This window comes from Blautia sp. MSJ-19, from assembly GCF_018918125.1.
Taxonomy (GTDB): Bacteria; Bacillota; Clostridia; order Lachnospirales; family Lachnospiraceae; genus Blautia_A.
The window spans coordinates 92040-116637 of the sequence record NZ_JAHLQA010000039.1 but is presented as its reverse complement, the minus strand read 5'-3'; the positions used below and the strand labels follow the sequence as shown (position 1 = coordinate 116637).

23 protein-coding genes, 1 tRNA gene and 1 riboswitch are annotated in these 24598 nt (G+C 41.0%); of the genes, 5 read left to right on the top strand and 19 right to left on the bottom strand.

Going from position 1 to position 24598, the window contains the following annotated elements; translation table 11 throughout:
• Window positions 1-8: 8 nt before the first annotated feature.
• The 7 genes from KQI91_RS13570 to KQI91_RS13540 form a co-directional block, all read right to left on the bottom strand.
• Window positions 9-467 carry a hypothetical protein gene (locus tag KQI91_RS13570; RefSeq protein ID WP_216393309.1) on the bottom strand — a complete coding sequence of 153 codons (459 nt, stop codon included), beginning with the start codon at window positions 465-467 and terminating at the stop codon, window positions 9-11.
• Window positions 455-1747 carry a radical SAM protein gene (locus KQI91_RS13565; protein ID WP_216393308.1) on the bottom strand — a complete coding sequence of 431 codons (1293 nt, stop codon included), beginning with the start codon at window positions 1745-1747 and terminating at the stop codon, window positions 455-457. The genes KQI91_RS13570 and KQI91_RS13565 overlap by 13 nt, the downstream gene beginning before the upstream one ends.
• 16 nt (window positions 1748-1763) lie before the next feature.
• Window positions 1764-2951, bottom strand: a complete 1188-nt coding sequence (gene metK, locus KQI91_RS13560; RefSeq protein WP_216393307.1) for a methionine adenosyltransferase — start codon at window positions 2949-2951, stop codon at window positions 1764-1766.
• Between the two features lie 295 nt (window positions 2952-3246).
• Window positions 3247-5445, bottom strand: a complete 2199-nt coding sequence (locus KQI91_RS13555) for an alpha-galactosidase (protein WP_216393306.1) — start codon at window positions 5443-5445, stop codon at window positions 3247-3249.
• Window positions 5446-5509: 64 nt separating this feature from the next.
• Window positions 5510-6373, bottom strand: coding sequence for a carbohydrate ABC transporter permease (locus KQI91_RS13550; protein ID WP_216393305.1), 864 nt, complete (start codon window positions 6371-6373; stop codon window positions 5510-5512).
• Entirely contained in the window at window positions 6373-7257 is an 885-nt protein-coding gene (locus KQI91_RS13545; protein WP_117593136.1) for a carbohydrate ABC transporter permease, read from the bottom strand. The genes KQI91_RS13550 and KQI91_RS13545 overlap by 1 nt, the downstream gene beginning before the upstream one ends.
• Window positions 7250-8542: an ABC transporter substrate-binding protein gene (locus tag KQI91_RS13540; RefSeq protein WP_216393304.1), complete on the bottom strand. Its 1293-nt coding sequence runs from the start codon at window positions 8540-8542 to the stop codon at window positions 7250-7252. The genes KQI91_RS13545 and KQI91_RS13540 overlap by 8 nt, the downstream gene beginning before the upstream one ends.
• 283 nt (window positions 8543-8825) lie before the next feature.
• Between KQI91_RS13540 and KQI91_RS13535 the strand changes: the two genes are divergently transcribed.
• Window positions 8826-9677 (top strand): AraC family transcriptional regulator, encoded by an 852-nt coding sequence (locus KQI91_RS13535; RefSeq protein ID WP_216393303.1) that lies wholly within the window; start codon window positions 8826-8828, stop codon window positions 9675-9677.
• A gap of 46 nt (window positions 9678-9723) precedes the next feature.
• Here the strand turns inward: KQI91_RS13535 and KQI91_RS13530 are convergent, their stop codons facing one another.
• The 5 genes from KQI91_RS13530 to udp form a co-directional block, all read right to left on the bottom strand.
• The gene (locus KQI91_RS13530) at window positions 9724-12258 is read right to left on the bottom strand and encodes a response regulator (RefSeq protein ID WP_216393302.1); all 2535 of its coding nucleotides are present in this window, start codon (window positions 12256-12258) and stop codon (window positions 9724-9726) included.
• 201 nt (window positions 12259-12459) lie between these two features.
• Window positions 12460-12535: riboswitch (cyclic di-GMP riboswitch) on the bottom strand.
• Between the two features lie 154 nt (window positions 12536-12689).
• Window positions 12690-12812 (bottom strand): hypothetical protein, encoded by a 123-nt coding sequence (locus KQI91_RS16195; RefSeq protein ID WP_256444110.1) that lies wholly within the window; start codon window positions 12810-12812, stop codon window positions 12690-12692.
• A gap of 67 nt (window positions 12813-12879) precedes the next feature.
• Complete coding sequence (locus KQI91_RS13525; protein WP_216393301.1) at window positions 12880-14070, bottom strand: phosphopentomutase; 1191 nt, start codon at window positions 14068-14070, stop codon at window positions 12880-12882.
• Between the two features lie 46 nt (window positions 14071-14116).
• Window positions 14117-14536, bottom strand: a complete 420-nt coding sequence (locus KQI91_RS13520) for a cytidine deaminase (RefSeq protein WP_216393300.1) — start codon at window positions 14534-14536, stop codon at window positions 14117-14119.
• 57 nt (window positions 14537-14593) lie between these two features.
• Complete coding sequence (gene udp / locus KQI91_RS13515; protein WP_216393299.1) at window positions 14594-15373, bottom strand: uridine phosphorylase; 780 nt, start codon at window positions 15371-15373, stop codon at window positions 14594-14596.
• Between the two features lie 208 nt (window positions 15374-15581).
• On the opposite strand from udp, the gene KQI91_RS13510 reads away from it, so the two are divergent.
• The 4 genes from KQI91_RS13510 to KQI91_RS16320 all read left to right on the top strand — a co-directional run bounded on the left by KQI91_RS13510 (window position 15582) and on the right by KQI91_RS16320 (window position 17938).
• A tRNA-Arg gene (locus tag KQI91_RS13510) sits at window positions 15582-15653 on the top strand.
• 176 nt (window positions 15654-15829) lie between these two features.
• Complete coding sequence (locus KQI91_RS13505; RefSeq protein WP_216393298.1) at window positions 15830-16888, top strand: Fic family protein; 1059 nt, start codon at window positions 15830-15832, stop codon at window positions 16886-16888.
• Between the two features lie 161 nt (window positions 16889-17049).
• The gene (locus KQI91_RS16325; protein WP_330654577.1) at window positions 17050-17583 is read left to right on the top strand and encodes a BRO-N domain-containing protein; all 534 of its coding nucleotides are present in this window, start codon (window positions 17050-17052) and stop codon (window positions 17581-17583) included.
• A gap of 22 nt (window positions 17584-17605) precedes the next feature.
• The gene (locus KQI91_RS16320) at window positions 17606-17938 is read left to right on the top strand and encodes a hypothetical protein (protein ID WP_330654576.1); all 333 of its coding nucleotides are present in this window, start codon (window positions 17606-17608) and stop codon (window positions 17936-17938) included.
• A gap of 65 nt (window positions 17939-18003) precedes the next feature.
• Here the strand turns inward: KQI91_RS16320 and KQI91_RS13495 are convergent, their stop codons facing one another.
• The 7 genes from KQI91_RS13495 to KQI91_RS13465 form a co-directional block, all read right to left on the bottom strand.
• The gene (locus tag KQI91_RS13495) at window positions 18004-19167 is read right to left on the bottom strand and encodes a phosphopentomutase (RefSeq protein WP_216393297.1); all 1164 of its coding nucleotides are present in this window, start codon (window positions 19165-19167) and stop codon (window positions 18004-18006) included.
• Between the two features lie 36 nt (window positions 19168-19203).
• On the bottom strand, window positions 19204-19905 hold the full coding sequence (deoD, locus tag KQI91_RS13490; protein ID WP_216393296.1) for a purine-nucleoside phosphorylase: 702 nt from the start codon (window positions 19903-19905) through the stop codon (window positions 19204-19206).
• A gap of 24 nt (window positions 19906-19929) precedes the next feature.
• The gene (locus KQI91_RS13485) at window positions 19930-21051 is read right to left on the bottom strand and encodes a nucleoside 2-deoxyribosyltransferase (protein ID WP_216393295.1); all 1122 of its coding nucleotides are present in this window, start codon (window positions 21049-21051) and stop codon (window positions 19930-19932) included.
• A gap of 16 nt (window positions 21052-21067) precedes the next feature.
• On the bottom strand, window positions 21068-22015 hold the full coding sequence (locus KQI91_RS13480; RefSeq protein ID WP_216393294.1) for a nucleoside hydrolase: 948 nt from the start codon (window positions 22013-22015) through the stop codon (window positions 21068-21070).
• 28 nt (window positions 22016-22043) lie between these two features.
• On the bottom strand, window positions 22044-22457 hold the full coding sequence (locus KQI91_RS13475; RefSeq protein WP_216393293.1) for a secondary thiamine-phosphate synthase enzyme YjbQ: 414 nt from the start codon (window positions 22455-22457) through the stop codon (window positions 22044-22046).
• Between the two features lie 21 nt (window positions 22458-22478).
• Window positions 22479-23618: an SIS domain-containing protein gene (locus KQI91_RS13470; RefSeq protein WP_216393292.1), complete on the bottom strand. Its 1140-nt coding sequence runs from the start codon at window positions 23616-23618 to the stop codon at window positions 22479-22481.
• A 92-nt stretch (window positions 23619-23710) separates the two neighbouring features.
• A complete protein-coding gene (locus KQI91_RS13465; RefSeq protein ID WP_216393291.1) occupies window positions 23711-24598 on the bottom strand; it encodes a carbohydrate kinase family protein in 888 nt (295 codons plus the stop codon).

Here is a 24598-nt window from a genome sequence, read left to right as displayed (position 1 = left end):
TTATTCTGTTATTGCTTCTGGATCATATCCAGTCTTCGAATGAGCGGATGATTTTTTCTTTCATACTCTACGCGGGTAAAATATGAATTATCTCTGGATTTCTCCGGTCGGATATACCAGATTGCATTCAGATCTGCCTCTCCGTCTTCCCGCAATTCTCTGTAAAGTTTTTCAAATTCCGCACCCGCAGTAACACATTTCACCGGCTTTCCTATAATCTGATAGCTTTCTTCATTCACACCAAGAAGACTCACCGCTACTGATTTTTCATACCAGATTGCATCTACAAGATTTTTATTTGTCTGTGAACTCTGAATCAGGTCATAAAAAACAATATAACCATCTTTGATATGAAGCGAATCTTTATAGGTAATATGCGGAACACCATCATGATTCGTTGTCGCGATTGCTTTTAATGTATCTTTTCGCTCTGCCAGTTTTATAATCTCTGAAGTTAATACTGCCATGCTGCATCCTCCTGATAAGTTCGCATTAAATCCAATCCTATGTGTGCACCACACCTGCGATAATTGTCCGTAAATGGATCTACCTGATATTTCTGCTGAAGCCGGTCAAATTCCCGCAGCGTCCTTACATAATACTCCAATGATGGCGTATTATGATGCTGAAATACCGATCCTGGAGTCGCTCTCCAGATGTTTGCCGCAATTCCGATTCCATGTGAAATAATATCCTCAGCTTCCTCGGTTACCGCCTGAAAAGCTTCTTCCTCTGATGAAAAGCCTTTTGGTACAGCCTGTTCCACGCCAAGAACCACACCTGTTGTAACATTGCCCCTTCCAAACACATCAACGGCATGATACAGACGTCGTTTCCATTCTTCATATCCTACATGTGCTGCTTTTCCCGGACAGATCCACTCAAATTTCTCTTTGTTCAGTACTTCAATATCCGGTGTAAACTGCATCAGCTTCGTCTCTTCATAAAGACGCTCCTGCTGCCTTTCATCAAATGCCGTGCTGATCAGCTGGCTCGGAAAACGTCTTCCTTCAAAATATTCGCCAAGAAGTTTTAGTACTTTTATATAAAGCTCCACTTCATCATCAAACGGATGCTCACCGGACAGAATAGAACCACCGGTCAGTATCACGATTTCGTTTCTGCCCTCCTGTTTCAGAGCTTCCGCAAAGGCTTCATCGATATATTTCAGTTCATTACACTCCTGTGTTTTGCCGCTTTTCTTAAAGTTTGGCGACATCGGGCAATATTTACATCCTTCCCCCGGCTTGTCCCAGAAATGACAATAATTATTCAATGTGATTTCAAGCCTCTGCGGACGGCATGCAATATATTTACTTAACGGTTCTCCATTTGATGCTTTTTTGTTAAAAAAATCCGGTTTTTCCCAATAGCCTGCAATCTCATCCAGAACTTCATCCTGATCTGTGACCACCAGTTTACCATCCACTACATCAATAAGATAAGGTGTTCTTTCAGCCTGAGACGATGCATAATCAAAATTTCCAATGACCAGATAAGAGCCATCTCTCATGATCAGTCCATTTGGAACCTGATCTGTATTCTGTCTGAATCGGTTTGCTCCCTCGGAATTCAGCAAATGTATCTCTGGATCAGCCAGTGCACTTGCCGCCTGTGAAAAAGTGATTCCTCTTCTCTGCATATCTGCTTTCAGAATCCAGCTTTTTGGAACATCTGTATATTTTTTCTGTACCTCTTTCAGGCTCAGTTCTTCTTCTCTCCAATGAGGATTTCTTACACTTACCATATCCGCTGCTCCATTTCTAATGTTCCTGCAGGTATTTTTTAATCTCATCTGCTTTATCAAGACGCTCCCATGGAAGATCCAGTTCTGTTCTTCCAAAATGTCCGTAGGCCGCTGTCTGCTTGTAAATTGGTCTCAGAAGATCCAGTTCTCTGATGATTGCACGTGGTCTGAGATTGAAAATTGCTTTGACTGTTTCCTCAATCTTTTCTTCTGTATATTTTCCTGTTCCAAATGTATCTACGCTGATGGATACCGGTTCTGCCACGCCAATCGCATATCCCAGTTCAATTTCTACTTTATCTGCCACACCTGCTGCAACAAGGTTTTTTGCTACCCATCTGGCCGCATATGCTGCGGAACGGTCTACCTTTGTCGGATCTTTTCCTGAAAAAGCACCGCCGCCATGATGTCCGGCGCCACCATAGGTATCTACAATTATTTTTCTTCCGGTAAGTCCGGCATCCCCCTGCGGACCTCCGATTACAAATCTTCCCGTCGGATTGATCAGATATTTTGTTGCCTCATCCAGTAATTCTTCCGGTATAACCGGCTGGATCACATATCTGATAAGATCCGCACGAATCTGTTCCTGTGTGACCTCTTCACTGTGCTGTGTAGATATAACAATCGTATCAATTCGTCTGACTTTTCCATCTTCACCAAACTCTACCGTAACCTGTGATTTACCATCTGGTCTCAGATATTTTAATGTGCCGTCTTTTCTTACTTTTGTCAGCTGTTTTGTTAATCTGTGTGCAAAAGTGATTGCCGGAGGCAAATATTCCGGAGTCTCATTTGTTGCATATCCAAATATGATTCCCTGATCACCGGCTCCTGTTTCATCATCCCCCGTTTCTTTATTTTCTCTTACTTCAAGTGCCTGATCTACACCCTGTGCAATGTCCGGCGACTGTTCATCAATAGATGTCAGCACTGCGATATTGTCCGCATCAAATCCGCCTGCATCTCCGGTGTAACCAATTTCCCTGATCGTATCTCGTGCGATTTTAGAAATATCTACATATGCTTTTGTTGAAATCTCTCCAACGATAAGTGCAAGCCCTGTCGCTACCGTCGTTTCTGCTGCCACTCTTGCATTAGGATCTTCTTTGATCAGTGCATCCAGAATTGCATCTGAAATCTGATCTGCTATTTTGTCCGGATGTCCTTCTGTTACTGATTCTGATGTAAAAAATTTTCCCATAATATTCTGCTCCTTTATCTCATATCTTTTTATCTTCTACTTCGTAAGATGTGATCACTTTTCTTTGACCAGAACAATACCACGTGATTTTGTATTTTTATATCCTGTTCTCTGAAATCGTTGTCTGATGCTTCGATTTTTGCATTGTTTTTCCTTATTATACAGATAGTTTTTTCTCAATTTTTCAGTTTCCGCGAAAACGTTATCTTTTAGATATTTCCTGGATTTGCACCAAAAAAAGGATCCGAAAAACAGAACTTTCTCTGTCTTTTCGGACCCTTTGTCTTTAATTTTCTCATTCCGCTTTCAGATAAATCTGGAATGCATCATAATTTTGCTGTGGTAATGGAAGGAGAGTTCCTGCATGCATCAGTGCTGCACCGGAAAAGTTTCCAACATATTCTCCATCTATCTGCATCTGATAAACCTTCTTCAGATCCAGGCCTTTCCACTTCACGATATCAGATGCCGCATTGGCATACATATCTGTATAAACCACTGACATGCAGGCTTCGCTGCCATCCTGTGCTGCATATTCCCATACGGTATAATCTCTGTTCTCAAATGGAGAAGTCAGTCTGTAATAATCTCCAAACTGGAACAGTCTTCCATGTTCTTTGAAGAACGCAATCTGTTCTCCTGCCATCTTCTTTTCTTCATCTGTCATCTTACTGAGATCCAGTTCATACCCGAAGGTTCCCTGCATTGCACAGATTCCTCTTGTCTTGAACGGTGTCACACGATGATTCTGATGGTTCGGACACACAGATACATGTGCGGAAACAGAAGACATCGGGTAACCAAAGGAGGTGCCATACTGGATACGAAGTCTCTCGATCGCATCCGTATTATCACTGCACCAGATCTGCGGACAGTAATACAGCATGCCGGCATCAAAGCGTCCGCCGCCGCCGCTGCATCCTTCCATCAGAAGTTCCGGAAATCTCTGTGTTACAGCCTCCAGTACTTTATAAAGACCAAGCACATAGCGATGTCTCAGTTCACCCTGACGGTCACGTGGAAATTTTGCACTGTACGCAGCCATAAGGGAGCGGTTCATATCCCATTTGATGTACTGGATATCCGCTTTCTCCACGATATCACAGATTCTCTCTGTCAGATAATCAGTCACATCTTCTCTCGACATATCCAGGATCAGCTGTGAACGACTTCTGATCGGCTGTCTTCCCGGCACGACCAGAGCCCAGTCCGGATGTTCACGGTACAGGTCACTGTCCTCAGAAATCATCTCCGGCTCAAACCAAAGCCCGAAAGAAAGTCCCATATCATGCACTTCTTTCACCAGCTCAGAAAGGGTGCCACACAGTTTTTTCTCATTTACAAACCAGTCACCAAGGCCGGAGAAATCATCATCCCTTTTTCCAAACCATCCATCATCCAGTACCAGCATATCCAGATTCAGTTCTGCCGCTTCTTTTGCAATTGCGATCAGATTGTCTTTGTTAAAATCAAAATAGGTTGCTTCCCAGTTATTTACCAGAATCGGACGCACACGGTCTTTCCAGCAGCTGCGGATCAGATTCGACACGATCGCCTGATGCAATGTCTGTGAAAGCTTTGAAAATCCATCTGCACTGTATGTCAGACATACCTCAGGTGTGCTGAAGCTTTCACCCTTTTTAAGCTTCCAGGAAAAATCATAGTCATCAATTCCAATGACCAGTCTTGTCTGATTAAACTGATCTACTTCTGCCTGTGCATGAAAACCGCCACTGTACAGAAAAGATGCACTGTAGCACTCACCTGTGCTCTCTGTAGTATCTTTATCCGCAAGAATCACAAACGGATTATGCTGGTGGCTGGAGGTTCCACGGGTACTTCGAAGCTCCGTGATACCGTGTGGCAGACTGCTTCTTTCCATCTGACGCTCACCGGCATGTTTTCCGTAAAAATGAATCAGATCATATTTTCCCATTCCAAGATCCAGACACGCACTCATAATTCTGGAAATCTGAATATCACTCTCACCACGGTTTTCAACTACTGCTGCTCTTGTAATGATATCCAACTCTTCGAAGACTCCATAAAAAAGATGTACATAGACTTCTTCAACAGTATCTTTCAGAACAATCTCCAGCGTCTCCCCTTCTGATTTCTCAGAAGAAAAGAATGCCGGAAGCCCCGGAATGTTATATTTTCCTTCTCTTACCTGATAACTGTCAAAGAAAAACATTCCATCCTGTACACCACTCCCAAGATCTGCCTTCAGACAGTCTACACGATAATCTCCATCACCATATACCGGAAACTCCTGCGGCAGGAAATCCAGAGAATATACACGCTCTCTGTCGGTTCCCGGGATATTTCCGCTGAATCCACGGTCTGCCATACGAATCAGATAGGAACAGTCCGTATCATCTGTACGGTTTCCGTAATAAGTGTGGATGAGCATATTCTGCTCGTCCACTTTCATCTGATAAGTACTGTTTTTTGTATGAAGAGTAAAAATCTGATTCTTTATATTGATAGCCATTGTGATTTTCCCTTTCTGTCTTTATATAATTTTACAAATCATTTTATAATGCATGTTTTCACAATTATTTTACTGCTCCGTTTACAACGCCATTGATAATCTGTTTCTGGCAGATGATATAAAAAATTAAAATTGGAAGTAATGCCAGAAGGTATGATGCAAATGCCAGGTTATAATTCGTTCCGAACTGTGTCTGGAAATTCAGCTGTGCCAGCGGCAGTGTGTTCTGATCTGTACCGGACATGATAACCAGTGGAGTCATTACATCATTCCAGGTACTCATTGCTGTGAGAACTGCTACTGTTGCATGCATCGGTTTCATATTTGGAAAAATGATCTTCCAGTATGTCTGCCATACTCCGGCCCCATCCACACAGGCAGCTTCCTCCAGTGCCATCGGGATATTGTTCAGATAGCCGGAATAAAGCAGTACATTCATCGGCATAAAAAATACAACATACAATACGATAACACCAAAGCGGTTCGCAATTCCCAACTGTGCAGTTTCCTTTACCAGTGGCATCATCAGGACCGCAAATGGTACAAACATACCACTTACAATATAATAATAAGCAACTTTAAATGCCTTACGCTGTTTCATTTTTCTTCCGATCAGATAACCGGCAAGCGAATGTATTAATATACATAATACCACAGTTACCCCGGTAATAAGAAGACTGTTTCCGAGTGAATGCCAGAAATCTGTTACCCGCATTGCTTCTGCAAAATTTTCAAAGCTCCATTTCTGTGGAAATGCCAGTGCTCCTGCTACATCGTTTGTCATTTCCGACGGCTTCTTAAATGCAATGATCACCGTCATATACAGTGGAAATAAGACCGTCAGACAGCCAAGTACCAGTAAAATATTAATGATCCTGTTTGTAGTCTTACCACGAACAGTGCCTTCTTTTTTCTTTGTTCTGCTCATTATAACTGCTCCTCCTTACTTCCCAGGAATTTCATCTGAAACAGTGATATCGCAACGATCACAATAAAGAATACAAATGCATTCGCACTCTGGAATCCAAACTGTCCACCACTCATACCATTGTTATAGATCAGGTAGGAAATGGACTCTGTGCTCTGTGACGGGCCGCCCTTTGTCAGAGACATGATCTGGTCAAATACCATCAGTGCATTTTTCATGCAAAGAACAAGATTGATTGTTACAAATGGCATGATCAATGGAAGTGTAATGCTCTTAAATTTTTTCCATCCGGATGCCCCATCCAACATACATGCCTCATAAACTTCCTCCGGTACTGTCTGCAGCCCGGAAATATAGATAATCGTATTCATTGCAATTCCCTGCCATGCTCCGACGATCACAATTGCAAGCCATGCCCATTTGGTGCTTCCAAGGAGACTTGTTTTTAAAAAGCCAATTCCTGTTACTTCTCCGATGGTCGGCAGAATATAGGTAAAAATGAAGCTGAAAATATAACCGACAACCAGACCACCCAGAATATTCGGTACAAAATAGATTCCCCTGAGTGCATTTTTTCCCCTGATCTTACTGTTCAGGCCCAGTGCCAGGATCAGGCTGAGAAGATTGACCACGATTGTCATAACCAGTGCATATTTAAATGTAAACAGGTATGAGTGGCCTACACGGGAATCCTGGAAAATTTCTGCAAAGTTCCGAAGTCCTACAAAATCATAACTTCCATATCCACGGAAGTTTGTAAGTCCGTAATAGAAGCCTTTTATCAGCGGTAATGTATTAAAGCAGAAGAAAAGAACCAGAATCGGCGCCAGAAGGCCAAGAAATATCTTTTCATTTTTGCTCCACGCACCATGCTTTTTATTCATGATCACTGCCCTCCTCATATGCTTTTACTTTTGCCACGACATCTCTGTTATAGCGGATCCATTCTTTATCAAATCGCTTCATAAATGTGTCTGTCGCATCAGCACTGTCGTCTATCAGATATGTCTGGATCATTGCATCTACCGACATCTCACTCGGATAATGATGATCCTGATAATCTGCCACAATGCCGTTTTCGATATAATCACGCATCTCTTCCAACTCCGGAGTAATCTCAAAATTGCCCTTTTTACATGGAACCGCACTCTGTGAACCCAGATATTTTTTAATACTTTCATCTTTGAGCATATAACTGAGCACTTCATAAGCTGCTTCTTTATTTTCGCAGTCCTTCATTACACAGAACATCAGGTCATTTCCTGAATTCAGCACATTTTTATCTGCTTCATCATTTGCCGGAAATACAAAAGAGCCAATATTCATATCCGGATTTACTGATTTAATCTGAGAGATTGCATAACTTCCAATTGTAAACATTGCAGATTCCCCTCTTGCAAATGCGGTGCAGGCATCATTGTATCCCTGCGCTACCGGATCTTTCTGTCCGTATGCAAGAAGCGCCTTTTCCTTTTCCGCCACTTCTCTGTAGTTCTCTGCAAATGTTGTCTTTCCACTGTTTACCTGATAAGTCAGGTCAGAATCACACAGACTTACTGCAATTGCATTCCACGGTGCCAGTGTCGTCCATGTATCTTTAAAACCAAAATATAACGGTCGAATTCCTTCAGACTGAATCTGGTCGCACAGGTCAGTAAATTCTGTCCATGTAGTCGGAACCTGCCATCCATGTTCCTCAAACATATCTCTGTTAAAAAGAATTCCGGATGCGTTTGCCATATACGGAACAGCATACACACCATCCTTCGGTATATATTCGAGATCTTTATTCATCTCCAGATATTTTTCTTTAATATCATTCAGTCCTTCAAAATCCGAAATATCCATCAGCATATCTGCATCCAGAAAATTGGAATAATTGATATCTCCTCCAATTCCGATGATATCCGGATTATCCTCACGGATAAATCTTGTTTTCAGAATCGTCATTGCATCGTTCGGAGAGTCAATCTTTAAATAAATATCATCATGTGTTGCATTGAACTCATCCTGAAACTGTTCAAAAATATCTACTGCTTCCGGTTTATACTGTACCATTTCAATTACAGTTTTGCCCTCTGTTTCGTCCTTTCCGGAGCATCCTGTCATAACTGTTCCCATTGTCAGTACCCCTGCAATAAAAACAGCACCCACTTTATGCTTTCCCATTTGTTTCTCCCTTCTTTACAGCTATTCACTGCCATCCAGCAGTTCAGATTCAGACCGGTCATCTCTGTTTGATCTGATTTTAGCACTAAAATAAAAGCTTCGTACATAGATGTATAACATCAAAATATACCATAATGCGTTATTTCAAGAATAATGTTGATGTTACTACGCATTATGATATATAATAGTCTTAAATAGCCATATTTCGTTAAATTTGCACGATTTTCATATCTCGTTTTTATGCATATTTTACTATATTTTATGGAAAGGAATGATAAAAACCATGTCAGATTCTATTTTTCATATATTTTCAGATGAACGTTTTCTTGACCTGACCGTATACCAGTACGGTTACGAGAAATGTGAACCCCTGCATTCTTATGGTCCATTTGTACGTAATCATTATCTTTTTCATTATATCATTTCCGGTAAAGGAATGCTGAGTGTTACAGAAGAAGATGGCAGTGCTGTTTACCATATGGAGGCACATTCCGGTTTTCTCATTGAACCGGGACGTATCAACCTTTACAGTGCTGACCAGAAATTCCCCTGGGAATATGTCTGGGTAGAGTTCGATGGACTTCGTGCCAGGGAGCTTATGGAAGAGGCCGGGCTCTCCAACGATCATCCGGTCTTCCATCCAACTTCTGTTGCTGCCGCTGACCAGCTTCGTGACGCAATGCTGCGTCTGACACAGTATCCGGATAATTCCCGTCCACTTGGCATCATCGGGCAACTGTATCTCATTATGGATGCCCTTATCCAGGGTTCTGCCAATAAAAAAAGGCTTCAGGGCGGAAAACTTTCAAGGTTTTACGCACAGGAAGCACTTTCTTTTATTGAACAGAATTATACATTGCCGATTACTGTCGAAGATATGGCTAACCGCTGCAATCTTGATCGCAGTTATTTTGGTAAAGTTTTCAAAGATATGATCGGGCAGTCTCCACAGGATTTCCTGATCCGCTATCGAATGAGCAAAGCAACATCTCTGCTCGTCAGTACCAGTCTGTCTATCGGGGATATCAGCGTTCAGGTCGGTTATCCGAATCAGCTCCATTTCTCCAGAGCTTTCCGTAATATCTACGGAATGTCTCCAAGACAATATCGTCAGCAGAATAAACTGTTACCCTGAATCATAGCGACGGAGTTTTGCATCGGTGAACTCCGTCGCCCCACATTTATTCTACTCGCAGTGAAAGCATCTTTGCTTTTCCACCATCCACCAGCTCTGTGTCTGCTGAATATGTAGTTGCGAGAACTATATCTCCGTTCTTTCTCCTCATTCGATACTGACGTTTCTTTCCTTTGTCGTAGAATTCTTCTATAAATCTCTGACGGTCATCCTCATGGATAAGATCAATAAAAAATCCTTCCGATGCATCCATCAGTTCTTCAAAAGAATAGCCAAGTGCAGTAAGAGCAAATCCGGATACACAATAGATTGGAAAATCCTTCTGCTCCAACAGGCCAAAGATACCAACCGCACCGTTTTTGTCCAGAACATTAATGCAGACACGCTCGTTCTCTTCTGACATATTAACAGAGCCATTTGCAAAATACAACTCCTCATAATATCTTGCCGGAGTCACCTGCAGATTTGCATTATCATCTACAAGTCTGAGGACCGATCTCTTGACGCGGCTTCCCAGATAGTCCTCCATGATTCCAAGCAATTTTGCAATATTCACCGGCTTTGAAATATGGCTGTTCATACCTGCAAGACGTGAATTTTCCACATCTTCGACAAAGGCATTTGCACTCATTGCAATGATCGGAACCGATACTGCATCGGGACGATTCATCCGGCGGATTATTTTTGTTGCCTCATGTCCGTTCATAACCGGCATCTGGATATCCATCAAAATCATATCGTAGTGTTTTTCCTCACTCTTTTCAAACATCTCCACTGCCTGTTTGCCATCTTCTGCCTCTTCTACCATGACATGTGTCATTTCAAGAATTTCCCGGGCAATCTCACGATTCAGATCATTATCATCTACCAGAAGAATTCTCTTGTCTTCATAATTCTTTTCTGTATATTTTTCAAGAATATTTTCTTTTTGCTCTTCCGGAATAGAGTCTGTGACCTCTTTTAATTTTCCAATCAGTTTTGACCGAAACAACGGCTTTGTCATAAAACTGTCCGCACCTGCAGCTCTTGCATTCATTTCAATCTCCGACCAGTCATAAGCAGAAATAATCACGATCGACATTTCCGCCCCACCATATCGTCGCACCTGCCGAACGATTTCCATACAATCCATATCCGGCATTTTCCAGTCAATCAGGCATACACGAAATGGCTTACCGTTTTTCACTGTATTTTTAACCATTTCTATTGCTTCCATTCCTGTTGCAGCATATTTATTACGAATTCCAAGGCTTTCCAGTGTCAGTGAAGTACTTTCTCCTGTTGCCTCATCATCGTCAACGATCAGAACCGACATATTTTCTGGCAGCTTATCATTTTCAAGCAGTTTATTTTGATTCTTAATTCGGAAATGTGCCGTAAAACGAGTACCTTTTCCATACTCACTCTCAACATTGATATTTCCATCCATCATCTCCAGAATATTCTTGGTTATCACCATACCAAGTCCGGTTCCCTGAATCCCCTTTAAGCGCTCATCATCTGCTCTTTCAAATGGAATAAACATCTTATTTACAAAATCCGGATGCATTCCGTATCCATTATCTTCACAGGAAAAAACATATTCTGAATAGAATACTGTATCTGAAGGAATTTCCTGCAGCCCCACTGTAATCTTTCCTCCATCCGGGGTATACTTGATCGCATTTCCCACAATATTCATAAATACCTGCTGCAGACGCAGGGAATCTCCTACCACAGCTTCATGAACCACATCACAGATATTAATATAAAGTTCATGATTTTTATTCATAATCTGCGGTGAAATCATATTGATCATATTTTCAAAGATATCCGGAATGCTGAATGCTTCTTCTGCCAGAAGTATTCGTCCTGATTCAATCCGTGACACATCCAAAACATCATTGATCAGAGAAAGCAGATGACTGCTGGCTCCCATAATTTTTTCCAGACATTCACGTACTCTCTCCCTGTCATCAAGGTGCGCCTCTGCAATCGTTGTCATGCCAATGATTCCGTTCATTGGAGTGCGAATGTCGTGTGACATATTACTCAGGAACGTTGTTTTTGCTCTGTTTGCATTCTCGGCTGCCATATATGCCTGCTCTGCCACTGCAACCGCTTTTGCCAGTGATTTCTGATGTTCTTTTTCACTCGCAACGATATCATCTACCAGACGAAAACCCATGAGAATATGTTTCTCATCATCCAGGCGAAAATATTTCATCTGGCAGACATGTTTTTTCTTTCCTTCCAGCATTTCAAACGTAAAGCTGTATTCCTGCTTATAGGAAAGGATCTCCAACACTCGTTCAAAGCGGATTTTTTTCATTATTTTTTCCCGCTTCTCTGCCGGAACCTTGTCTAAAACAGAATGTCTGCACACATCATCGTATGAATAGCTCTGTAATGTCGACACTGCCGGTCTGTTTTTGAGATATGTCTTTTCTTTTAATATTTTTACTGTTCTGCCTGCTATATTGATCAGACAGATATTTACATAATCCCTTCCCAGTGCCCGAAAAATAGTTCTGAACAAACTTTGTTCAACTTCCGGTGCATTCAGATCAGAAGGATCCAAATAGATATTTTTTTCTTTCATGCTCCTGTTATCTCTCCTGTTTTGTTTCATAGGGACTGCATCTGTAAATTCTGTCTTAAGACGAAAAAAGGGAAGCACCATAGGATATAGATACCTCTGGTGTTTCCCTGTAACTTCAAGTTGTTCTAGTCTTTCTCAGTTCTACCTTCCTGCCTTTCGGACAAGAAGTTATCCCTCGCTGTCAGCTCGGTCAATTCCTGTTTCTGCAACTGGCTACCATCTTACAGGCCCTATAGCTTTGCGTCACAGCCTTTCGACTGCTTTGCCCAATATTTATTTAACGCCTCAAAATGCAACGCTTTGTTAAAAGTATATCATCAAACTGTATGCTTTTCAACAAAAACTCCTGCACACTGCTTCCAGCAGACTCACACACACTGTTCAACAAATGCATTTGCCGCCTCATCCGCATGCTTCCGGCTGAAGTGCACTCAAATCAATGTCTTCTTTCGACAGATCCATGCACGCTGCATATATTCTACTGGAATCAAACGCAAAAGCAGATACGGGCGATCGTTACCATCAGCCTCTCGAATCTGTACTCCGGTACTCACTCATTTCCATCATAAAGCATAAAAAGTCAGGGGCGTGGAAGAAAGTCACAGCCCCTGACTTTTTTACTTACATTAAATCTTTCAAAATTGATTTTCCAATTGTGTCTTCCGGCATCTCTACACCAAAATTTTCTGCAATTGATGCACCGATCACAGCAAATGTATCCTGATTCTCGATTGCTCCGGTCTCTTTCATTTTCTTTGAATATGCAATAAATGGCACATATTCTCTCGTATGATCCGTTCCAGTGTAAGTCGGGTCATTTCCGTGATCCGCTGTCAGAATCAGAAGATCATCCTCTCTCAGCTCATTCATAAGAGTCCCAAGACCTTTGTCAAATTTCTCAATCTCATGTCCATATCCTTCCGGATTTCTTCTGTGTCCCCACAGTGCATCAAAATCCACCAGATTGACAAAACAGAGGCCGTGAAAGTCTTCTTTACAGATTTCAATCGTTTGCTGCATACCATGCACAGAACTGTCGGAATGATAGGTCTGTGTAATTCCTTCCCCACAGAAAATATCATTGATCTTGCCAACGCCAATTACATCAAGTCCTGCGTCTTTTAACGCATTCAAGGCTGTTCTGCCGGTTGGTTTAAGTGCATAGTCATGACGGTTGCTGGTTCTCTTGAACTCGCCTTTTTTCTTTCCGACATAAGGTCTCGCAATGACTCGCCCAACTCTCCACTCGTCTTTCATTGTCAACTCTCTGGCAATCTCACAACAACGATACAGATTTGCAAGATCAAACGTCTCTTCATTTCCACAGATCTGCATAACTGAATCCGCAGAAGTGTAAACAATCATCGCACCTGTATTGATTTCTTCTTCGCCAAGTTCTTCGATGATTTCTGTACCACTGGCACTCTTATTACCAATGACACGCTTACCACATCTCTTCTCCAGTTCATCGATCAATTCTTTTGGAAATCCTGTTTCTGTAAATGTAATAAACGGTTTCTGTGTGTAGATTCCCATCATTTCCCAGTGTCCGGTCATTGTATCTTTACCATTGCTGGTTTCACCGATTCTCATATAACGGCCAATCGGATTCTCTACACCTTCCATATTGCCACCTTTGTGCAGATTCAGCATTCCAAGCTTCTGAAGATTGGGAATATCCAAAGTTCCCATCTTATCCAGGATATGTCCAAATGTGTCTACACCCTTGTCACCAAATTTCTCAGAATCCGGCATTGCACCGATTCCAAGGGAATCCAGAACGATCACAAATACTCTCTTATACGTTTCCATAAGCCTTCCTTTCTACCTGTTCACATCAGGCGGATATTCTATTAGATTATGCCAGATTTGCCGGTCCAAATCCAAGTGGAAGAAGTTCTTTTAAAGTAAAGACATCGTATTTATCTTTGCTGACTGCCAGAATGATCTGGAATGTTTCCGGATCACAGAACTCCATCATGACCTGTCTGCACACGCCGCACGGTGCCGCATACTCCGTCAGAACACCATCTTTACCACCTACGATACAGATTGCCTTAAATTCCTTCACACCTTCACTGACTGCCTTAAAAAAAGCAGTTCTCTCGGCACAGTTTGTCGGTGTATAAGCAGCATTTTCAATGTTGCATCCAGTATAATATTTACCATTTTTTGCCAGAAGTGCCGCCCCCACATGAAAATGAGAATACGGTACATAAGAATAATCCATCTGTTTGATTGCCAGATCAATCATTTCTTCAATCTGTTTCTTGTCCATGATTCTGCCTGCCTTTCCAAGTCATGTACTATTGTTCTTTCTACACACCGGTTATGGTTACTTATTCTGATCTTTCTGAATCAGCTCACGAATTGCCTGTATCGCCACTTGAACAGCTTTATCTGTATCATGCACGACAGGATTTTCCAGCCCAAGTTTTTCTCTTTCCTGATTTGCAAGTACCAGAAAGCATGCCCCTACACGCACTCTTAAATAGTTTCCCACAACAAACAGTGCTGCTGATTCCATCTCTGAAGCAAGGCATCCCATTCGTTTCCATGCTTCCCATTTATTCATCAACTCATAGCTGACCGGCTTCACTTCCGGCTCATGCTGTCCGTAAAAAGAATCCTTACTCTGTACAACACCTGTATGAAATGCACAGCCTTCTTTCTTTGCTCCTTCTACAAGAGCATTAATCACATCTAATGTTGCAACTGCCGGAAACTCGATCGGTGCATATTCCCTGCTTGTTCCCTCCATGCGGATAGCACCTGTTGCGACTACAATGTCACCACTTTTGACTTCTGGCTGCATGCCACCGCAGGTTCCGATGCGAACAAAGGTGTCTGCCCCGCAGCGGTAAAGTTCTTCCAATGCAATTGATGCAGACGGTCCGCCAATACCGGTTGAAGTGACACTTACTTTTACCCCATCCAATGTTCCGGTATATGTTACAAATTCTCTGTTATCTGCTATCAACACGGGATCATCAAAATACTGTGCGATTTTCTTGCAACGCTTTGGATCTCCCGGTAAGATCACATAACGTCCTACTTCTCCTTTGCCTACCTGAATATGGTACTGCTTATTTGCATCTTCTGAATAGTTCTTCATGTAAATCCCTCCATTTCCGCCTTGTAGCTTCCTGGAAATATCCCCATTTATTATAACTGAATCATACCATATTCATGCCATAAAGAGTACTTATGTTTATATAAATTCTATAGTTTTTATTCTGCCGTTAAGGTCTTGTTTTTTTTATAAAGATATAGTACAATTCTACGTGGACTGATGCTGATGCACTGGTTCATATATAAGTTATGTCCTGTTAGTTTAATGGATAGAACGGGCGCCTCCTAAGCGTCTGATGTGGGTTCGATTCCCGCACGGGACGGTACTACAAAAGCGGAATGTATTAGAAGTTTCTAATATGATTTCCGCTTTTTGTTTTTTCAAGATATTAACTATGAAATTAGAACAACAATAATATTATCCCTAGCGCTTGTTTTTCTCCCAAAGTAGCGTTATTATTGGGAGAATAAAAAAGATTCTGGGAGAAAGGAATCCTAAATGAGAACATTTGATTATTCTAAACTCAAAGAAAGAACTTGGGATAACGAAATTTTAGCATATGTTGCACAAATCCATGAATATAAAGGAAAACAAGATTTGTATTTAAGGCAAAAGCCTGTTGAGCTTAGTCGCTTAATTGAGATTGCAAAAATACAAAGTACGGAAAGTTCAAACCAGATAGAAGGCATTGTGACGACAAACGCAAGATTAAAACAACTGGTGGATAATAAAACGACACCTAAGAATAGAGCTGAAGAAGAAATACTTGGTTATCGTAATGTTCTGAATATCGTCCATGAAGCTTATGAATCAATTCCGGTGAGAAGTAATTACATTTTACAGCTTCATGGTGAAATGTTAAAACATACTGCATTTTCTTATGGAGGTAAATATAAGACCACTCCAAATGAGATTGATATGATGCTTGAAAATGGTGAAAAGATGGTTTTGTTTAAACCATTAGAACCGTATGAGACTCCAGACGCAGTAGAACGGCTTTGCAGTGAATATAATAAAGCGATAGGCGATGGTATTGTAGATCCACTCATCCTGATACCAAACTTTATATTAGATTTTCTATGCATTCATCCATTCAATGACGGAAATGGACGAATGAGCAGATTATTAACCTTGTTACTCTTATATCGAAGCGGATATATTGTTGGTCAGTACATCAGTATAGAAAAAGCTATCGCAGATACAAAGGAAACATATTATGAAGTTCTGCAGAAAGCTGATCAAAATTGGTATGAGGGAGAAAATAATTCTAAGCCATTTATTAAATATATGTTGGGAATTATCCTGGCATGCTATAGAGAGTTTGAATCAAGAATCATGCTGGCTGAAAAAATTGGAAAAAAGAGCAATGCATATGACATTGTAAAAACGTATACAGAAAATACACTTGGAAAGTTTTCAAAACGAGATGCACTGATTGCCTGCCCTAGTCTTGGAAGTTCCTCAGTAGAATCTGCACTAAAAAAACTGGTCGATGAAGGCGCTATAATACGAACTGGAGCAGGACGCAAAACAATGTATATGAAAAAGAAAGCGTAATTATAGCTTTTTAATAATTGAAAGGAATTGTATCCGTACTCAAACAGATGCAATTCCCTTAGAAATTTCTAATATGATTTCCGCTTTTGTTTTTTCAAGGTATTCATTCGGCCATTTATAACTTGTTGATTAAAATCCATACTCCAAGGAGGTTGAAACACATGAGCGAAAATAATTCCATCCAGCTTTTTGAAAATAGGAAAATACGCACCGCATGGAACGAAGAAGAGGAAGAATGGTATTTCTCTGTTGTGGATGTTATCGCTGTCCTGACGGATAGCTCCAATCCAACAGACTACCTCAAAAAAATGCGCAAACGTGATGAACAGTTTGCAAGCTACCTGGGGACAAATTGTCCCCAGGTAGCAATGATTGGTGCAACCGGAAAAAAACGTAAAGTATTGGCGGCCACGGCTGAACAGCTTTTACGTATCATTCAGTCCATTCCATCACCAAAGGCCGAACCATTCAAGCTGTGGTTGGCTCAGGTCGGCCGGGAGCGTATTGAAGAAACTATTGACCCGGAACAGACAATCGACCGAGCATTAGAAACTTATCAGAAAAAAGGCTATGATACCGACTGGATTCACCAGCGGCTCCTCTCCATCCGTGTCCGTAATGAACATGAACTTACCCACCGAATGGCAGGAACGGGGCGTACGGCAAGGCAAAGAGTACGCCATTCTCACCGATGAAATCACAAAAGCATGGTCCGGCATGACTACTCAACAATATAAAAATTTGAAAGGTCTGAAAAAAGAAAATCTCCGCGATAATATGAGCACGATGGAAATTGTGCTGAATATGTTAGCAGAGGCAACAACAACAGAACTGTCAAAAGCACATCAGCCGGAAGGCTTTTCTGAAAATCAGAAGATTGCCCGACGTGGCGGCAGCTATGCCGGGCAGGTTCGACAGGATATTGAAAAAGATACCGGCCGTCCAGTCATTACATCGCAGAATGCCACACAACTTAATACCGTAGTCGTTGACATGATAGAAAATGTAGCAGAAACACAAAATCCTGATAACAACGAAAACAAATCATAACTAGAAAAAGGAATTACATTTGTACATAGACAGATGTAATTCCTCTTCGTTATTCATATCTGTATTCACTTCTCTTGTTTTACTTCATTCCAAAAACTTTCCCCTTGAACATTTTCATCGATTCCAAATATATCAAGGATCGTCTGACCAATATCGCCAAAACATAATCTTGTTCCAAGATTTACACCTGATTTTACATCTTTGCCATACATCAGCATCGGTGTATACTCTCGCGTGTGATCTGTTCCTTTAAATCCCGGATCACATCCATGGTCTGCTGTAATAATCAAAATGTCTTCGCTCCGCATCTGGCTCATAAATTTGCCTAGAGCTTCATCAAATTCTGTAGCTGCTTTTGCATATCCGTCAACATTATTTCTGTGTCCATACAGCATATCAAAATCAACAAGATTCAAGAAACAAATTCCATTGAAATCTTCTTTCTGTTCTTCAAACCAACGCCCAATACCATCTGTATTGCCCTTGGTTGATATGCTCTTTTTAATTCCCCTGCCTGCAAAAATATCATAAATCTTACCGATACTGATTGTGTCAAAACCATTTTTGTCAAGCACATCAAGCATCGTATCTTTCGGCGGAGTGAGGGAGAAATCATGACGGTTTGCTGTTCTCACATAATTCGGATACTCTCCGATAAATGGTCTGGCAATGACTCTGCCAACACCATGTTCTCCAACAAGAATCTTTCTTGCAATCCTACAATAGTTATATAATTCTTCCAACGGCACCACATCTTCATGCGCAGCAATCTGAAATACACTGTCTGCTGACGTATAAACAATCAGAGCACCTGTCTCCACCTGTTCTTTTCCATAATCCTTGATGACTTCTGTACCAGAATAGGGTTTATTACACAAAATCTTTCGTCCTGTCTGTGCAGAAAATTTATCCAGTACTTCCTTCGGAAATCCGTCCGGATATGTTGGTAATGGTTTTTCCGACACAACTCCCGCTATTTCCCAGTGTCCTACAGTTGTATCTTTTCCTCTGGACTTTTCACGCATTCTGCCATAGGCCCCTGCCACATTCTTTTCTTTTTCCCCAACTTCTACACCATCAATATTAAAAAAACCAAGCTTCTTCATATTTGGTGTATGATAAAATTCAGATTTTATAACAGATGCCAGGGTATTACTCCCACCATCTCCAAAATCAGCAGCATCGGGCTCATATCCAATACCAAAGCTATCCAAAACAACTAGAAACACGGCGTTTCATAAGTCTCTCCCTCTACTTGCACTACATTAAATTTCCAACGCTACACGTATCATCTCATTAAAAGTTGTCTGACGTTCTTCTGCGGAGCATTTCTCTCCCGTCAAAAGATTGTCACTGACTGTTAGCATTGTCAACGCATCTGCACCATTCTTCGCAGCCAATGTATAAAGTTCACAGGTTTCCATATCAACAGCCGCAATTCCATAGGATGCCAGGAGACTGTTTTTCTCTTTTCCACGGTCATCATAAAATTTATCACTGGTAAAAATATTGCTTACAACTGCCTTTACATTTAATTCTTTGGCCTTGTCATAAGCAGCTTTTAAAAGTTCAAAACTTGCAGTAGGCGCAAAAGAGATATTTCCAAAACGGTCCTTATTCATACCGGAGTCTGTAGTAGAAGCCATTGCAATGATTACATCTTTCAGATTAATTCCTTCTTTAAAGCTTCCGCAGGTTCCAATACGAATCAGTTTCTTTGCACCATATACCTGCATGAGTTCATTTGCATAAATATGCATAGATGGCATTCCCATTCCGGTTCCCTGAACGGAAACTTTTTCGCCATGATAAATTCCTGTAAATCCATACATTCCACGTACTTCATTGTAGCAGACAGCATTTTCAAGAAAATTCTCTGCAATAAATTTTGCTCTCATCGGATCTCCTGGAAGTAATACTTTCTCAGCAATATCTCCTACGCTGGCATTATTATGTGGTGTGCCCATACAATCTTCTCCTTTTTGAAATCTCTATTTGTTTTTACTTTCAAAGTCACTGATAATTTTTTCAATGATACTTTCAAACTTGCCTTCAAATATTGTCATAGAGCTTCCGAACATAAGATTTGCAGGATAATCAAAATCTTCTACATTGCTTCCTGTCTGGTCACGGTATTCTCTGTCCTCGCCCAGGCTTGGAATTCGATTAATCAATTTATCTGTATTGTCCATATAACCGTACAGTTTCTTTCCCAGTTCATACCCCATGCCACATTCAAAGGCAACATCATTATTAATCTCATATCCTCGATAATCGTTCAGATTTGCTATAATAATGTCGCAGTTTCTGACATGCTGCTGAAATCTGTCAAATAAGTTCATTGCTTTCATATATGGATTATCAGAATCCGTATTCTCAACTCCCGGTGCCCGGTCCAGTGGGGAAATTGCTTCATATCCATGTTTGGCACAGATTTCTTTCATCTTTTCAAAAACTTCCATTCCATCTGCATCATATCTTTCAAATCCGGCAAGATAAATCAGTGGCCGTTTCTTTTCATTTTCTGTTACATGGCAGGAATAATCTACCTGAATTGCACGTCCTGCTTTAAATTTATATTCTTCTTCAATATCAGTCATGAGCATATGCAGACAATCATCAAAATCACCTTCTACGATCTTTGTAGATCCTATGATCGTGGGAGAAAAAGGCAGTTCCGCATACGGCATCACATTTCCACGTTCGTCATATACCTTCCCGGCTTTCAGATAGGACTTCTGATTCTTAGTGGCAAGGCTTCTCTTATCTCTTGTATATCCATAACATCTGGCGCCTTTTGCATATGCCATTCCCAGTTCATATACAGTTCCGCTGTCAGGTTCCGCTCCACGATATGCTTCCAGATCTGCAATAATAACCGTTGTTTCTTTCATTACTTTATCAAGATCTGCAAAAATACTGTCAGCTCTTTTCTGTTTATCAGGATTTTCCATATCCAGCGGGTGATCATTCGGCAGGGTAACACCGAATCCCAGTGCATGGGCACGTGCCTTCATTGCTCCGAGCGCATCATATCCGTAAGTATAAAAACATTCCGGTCCTGCAATATAAATTGCTTCTTTCTTAAATAAATCATGCTGATATCTGTACATTTATATTTCTCTCTCCTTATTTCAAAACCAGTCCCAGAAGTAATTTCAAGAACCGTCCATAATCTGCATTACAGCCAATTTCAATTAACGGCAGATTTTCCCATACAAAATGATGTCTTCTGTCTACAACCGTCATTCCAAGAGTCAGTCCATCCTTTGTCTCTACACCAACTCTGACTTTCATTGTCTCTACCAGCGTCGGATCAATTGCATATGCAACTGCCATACAGTCAATAACGGTACAGTATGCATCAAACCCTCTGTTTCCATTATAACGAATTGCCTGACGGAGGAATTTGGCTTCTTTTTTATCACTCTCATCCAGAAGTCTGATATCATCATCTGTAAAATTAACATCAAAATATGTTGCTACATCAAGCCCCAGTGCCACAAGCGGAATTCCGGATTCATAAACAAGCTTTGCCGCTTCCGGATCTACATAGACATTCCATTCACTCTGTGGTGTATCACCTGTTGCATTAAAAAATGCATACTTATTTAAGCCAAATGCCCCTGAAATGGCAACGATTTCTTTAATCATAGGTTTAATTTCCGGAGCTTTTGTAATCGCCATCGCAATATTACTCATGGGACCGGTGGAAACCAGTGTGATTTCACCCGGGTTTTCTTTTACCAGATCAATGATAAGATCAACCGCATGTTTTTCACTTAAAGGAAGTTTTGGATCTGGAAGAAAATTCTCTGCCTGTCCATCTGCTCCATGTGTGAACGGATCTTTCGGTGCTTCTCTTACTATTGGTTTTTCCATTCCTCTTGCTACCGGAATATTTGTTATATCAAGAAGCTCCATGATTTTTCTGGCATTCGTACTTGTCACATCAACCGGATAATTTCCGTTTACTGCTGTTACCGCAAGCAGATTAAGTTCCGGAGATTTTGCAGCCATAATGATCGCCATAGAGTCATCCATACCCGGATCACAGTCAAGAATTATTTTCTTCATATTAACAGCCTCCTTTTTATTCTCTTTATTATTTGTCTTCCACTACTTTTACATAGAATTCACGATTTCTTGGTCCGTCAAATTCCAGGAAATAAATCCCCTGTGAACCGCCCAGAAGTAACTTTCCATTATGTACGATAAATGTCTCTGTTACTCCCAGTAATGCACATTTAATATGGCCTGCTGCGTCCTGCGGTGTATCATGCTGATGTTTAAAATCAATTCTTGTAGGAACAAGCCTTCTGATTTCCTCATCCAGATCCACAAATCCATCCGGATCCCATGGTGAAAATACGGCCAGACCCGCAGTAGAATGCATGTTATGAACAATGCAGATTCCTTCCTGAATTCTACTTTCCTCTACTACTTTTTTTACATCTGCTGTAATATCATGTACTTCATTATAGGTTGTTGAAATTTTTATATTTTTTAAAACTGCCATTATGTAATATTCTCCTTTTTCTTATTTCACAATGATCTCACTGTTTTTTACACAGTATCCACCATCACAGAATGACCAGTCTCCTTCACATCCTCTTCCATATTTCTCTCCGATCAGCACGGAAATATAGCTGGCCAACAGGCATACAGGTGCAAAATGTGTCAACGGCATCGTGATCGGATATTTAGCTGCAGGAACTTTTATATACTCCGCTGGTTCATTGTTAAAGTCTTCTGCACTTCCATCTGTGATAACCGCAAGCGGTCTGTGAAGCTCATTTGCATATTTCAGCAATTCACGGTTTCTGCTCATCGCCGGGTTTGTAGTGTTTGCAACTATAACGGTTCCCATATGTTTTGCATCTCTTGCAAAAAAGTTCAGATGGAACCACTCTTCAGAGTTGATATGCATTGCAAATTTTCCGGTTGCCTCAAGAATTTTCGCCTGTCCAAACCATGCTGTTGCATAGTCAAATCCTGCTCCAATAAAATCATAGCAAGGAAAATCTTTCCATTCTTCTGCAAGTTTTTCGCATTTTGTTTCCATTTCCGGAAGAAGTTTCCTCAGAAGTTCTCCCTGATTTCTGATATCCATACGATAATCCATTGCCTGATCCTGTGTCAGTTTACCGCGCACTTCTGCCCAACGAATTGCCAGCAGAAGAAGAGACATGACACTTACAAGATAGCTTCTGGTTCCAGGTGCACTTTCAAATCCCGGAATATCAAGTTTCAGAACCTTATCCGAATACTCTGCCAATGGAGAGTCCAGATTTCCTGTTACTCCAAGTACATAACATCCATATTTTCTCGCCCTCTGCACCGCTTCAGAAACTCTTGCACCGGTTCCTGAATTACTTACAGAAATAACCAATGGATTACGGCAGTCAATTCCCATATGTTTTTCACAATAAAAACGACTCAGTTCAATGGCAGGTACAACTTCCGTCGGAATAGAAGTCAGCATTTCAAATGCATGTTTTGTCGCCATTGCCGCTGCGTAGGAATCTCCACATCCTGTAAGAACAATTCTCTGAATATTAAAAATTTCCTGAAAAGAAAGCACCGTCCTTGTTTTTGGTTCCAGATCCTCATACTGCTGCTCAATAAGATCCGGAAGACTTTCTACCTGACGACTCATAGCATTATCATATTTACTCATTATCATTTTCCTCATTTCTCTATTTCATAATTTTGTATCTCATGGACATTATTTTATGAATCTCTTTTATCGATTCCTTCTGTCTGATCCTGTTACTCAACACGTCGCATTGCCTCCCGCCGCATCTCTTCGGTTATTCTTTCCGGTACACCATACTGTCCCAGACACATTGCTGCAGAAATACTTCCCATAATACCGCAGGTTTCCGGTGAAAAACCTTCACAAAATCCATAAAGTACCGCTCCTGATGAACTGTTCCCACCTCCTGTAGGATCTACCACATTTACATTTTTCTGGGAAGGGACGTAAGTTACTTCATCCGGTGTGATCATCACCGCTCCTTCAGCTCCTCTTCTCAGAAAAACCAACGGAATGCCAAAACTCTGATACTCCTTTATGATTTCTTCAAGATCATCTTTCCCCATCATATTTTTAGACTCTGTAAGATTGATAGAAAAGATATCCATATACCTTGCAATTTCTTTAACCTTCTGATAATTCTCCGGGTAAGTTGCATCGCATCCTATTTCCCACATCACCTTTACACTGGAAGTCTTTTTATATTCAATAATCTTTTTCCAGTATTCAGGGCTACTGTTCTTAAATATATAAATTCCCTTTGCAGTCTCAAAATATGGCTCCAGATCTTCCGGCACTGTCTCAATCTTTTTGTAATGATCCGGACCATAAAGAGGTATTTCCTCGCGTTCACCGTCCTCGAAATAATTAATTACTGTATGCGGTGTTTTTTCATCCTTTATGAGCAGACCGTCCATCGATATGTTGTTTTCTTCATACCATTTTCCATAAATTTCCTGAAAATCTGCCCCGACGCCGGTCGCCAGCATTACATCATCGCACCAGAGCTTTATCCCACATAATGCATAGATTCCTGCCCCGCCTGCTACAGTTTCCACTCTTTTTCCATCTGCAAAATGAATCTCATCTGTTACTGCTGTTGAAGCAATTATGTATTTCAT

Coding starts and splice junctions, on each gene's coding strand:
- KQI91_RS13525 (WP_216393301.1), bottom strand. CDS start 14,070: ATGGAAACGTATAAGAGAGTATTTGTGATCGTTCTGGATTCCCTTGGA.
- KQI91_RS13570 (WP_216393309.1), bottom strand. CDS start 467: ATGGCAGTATTAACTTCAGAGATTATAAAACTGGCAGAGCGAAAAGAT.
- KQI91_RS13565 (WP_216393308.1), bottom strand. CDS start 1,747: ATGGTAAGTGTAAGAAATCCTCATTGGAGAGAAGAAGAACTGAGCCTG.
- deoD (WP_216393296.1), bottom strand. CDS start 19,905: ATGGGCACACCACATAATAATGCCAGCGTAGGAGATATTGCTGAGAAA.
- KQI91_RS13480 (WP_216393294.1), bottom strand. CDS start 22,015: ATGAAGAAAATAATTCTTGACTGTGATCCGGGTATGGATGACTCTATG.
- metK (WP_216393307.1), bottom strand. CDS start 2,951: ATGGGAAAATTTTTTACATCAGAATCAGTAACAGAAGGACATCCGGAC.
- KQI91_RS13520 (WP_216393300.1), bottom strand. CDS start 14,536: ATGGACAAGAAACAGATTGAAGAAATGATTGATCTGGCAATCAAACAG.
- KQI91_RS13465 (WP_216393291.1), bottom strand. CDS start 24,598: ATGAAATACATAATTGCTTCAACAGCAGTAACAGATGAGATTCATTTT.
- KQI91_RS16325 (WP_330654577.1), top strand. CDS start 17,050: ATGAGCGAAAATAATTCCATCCAGCTTTTTGAAAATAGGAAAATACGC.
- KQI91_RS13540 (WP_216393304.1), bottom strand. CDS start 8,542: ATGGGAAAGCATAAAGTGGGTGCTGTTTTTATTGCAGGGGTACTGACA.
- KQI91_RS13550 (WP_216393305.1), bottom strand. CDS start 6,373: ATGAGCAGAACAAAGAAAAAAGAAGGCACTGTTCGTGGTAAGACTACA.
- udp (WP_216393299.1), bottom strand. CDS start 15,373: ATGAAGAACTATTCAGAAGATGCAAATAAGCAGTACCATATTCAGGTA.
- KQI91_RS13485 (WP_216393295.1), bottom strand. CDS start 21,051: ATGTACAGATATCAGCATGATTTATTTAAGAAAGAAGCAATTTATATT.
- KQI91_RS13530 (WP_216393302.1), bottom strand. CDS start 12,258: ATGAAAGAAAAAAATATCTATTTGGATCCTTCTGATCTGAATGCACCG.
- KQI91_RS13555 (WP_216393306.1), bottom strand. CDS start 5,445: ATGGCTATCAATATAAAGAATCAGATTTTTACTCTTCATACAAAAAAC.
- KQI91_RS13545 (WP_117593136.1), bottom strand. CDS start 7,257: ATGAATAAAAAGCATGGTGCGTGGAGCAAAAATGAAAAGATATTTCTT.
- KQI91_RS13505 (WP_216393298.1), top strand. CDS start 15,830: ATGAGAACATTTGATTATTCTAAACTCAAAGAAAGAACTTGGGATAAC.
- KQI91_RS13475 (WP_216393293.1), bottom strand. CDS start 22,457: ATGGCAGTTTTAAAAAATATAAAAATTTCAACAACCTATAATGAAGTA.
- KQI91_RS13470 (WP_216393292.1), bottom strand. CDS start 23,618: ATGAGTAAATATGATAATGCTATGAGTCGTCAGGTAGAAAGTCTTCCG.
- KQI91_RS13535 (WP_216393303.1), top strand. CDS start 8,826: ATGTCAGATTCTATTTTTCATATATTTTCAGATGAACGTTTTCTTGAC.
- KQI91_RS16320 (WP_330654576.1), top strand. CDS start 17,606: ATGACTACTCAACAATATAAAAATTTGAAAGGTCTGAAAAAAGAAAAT.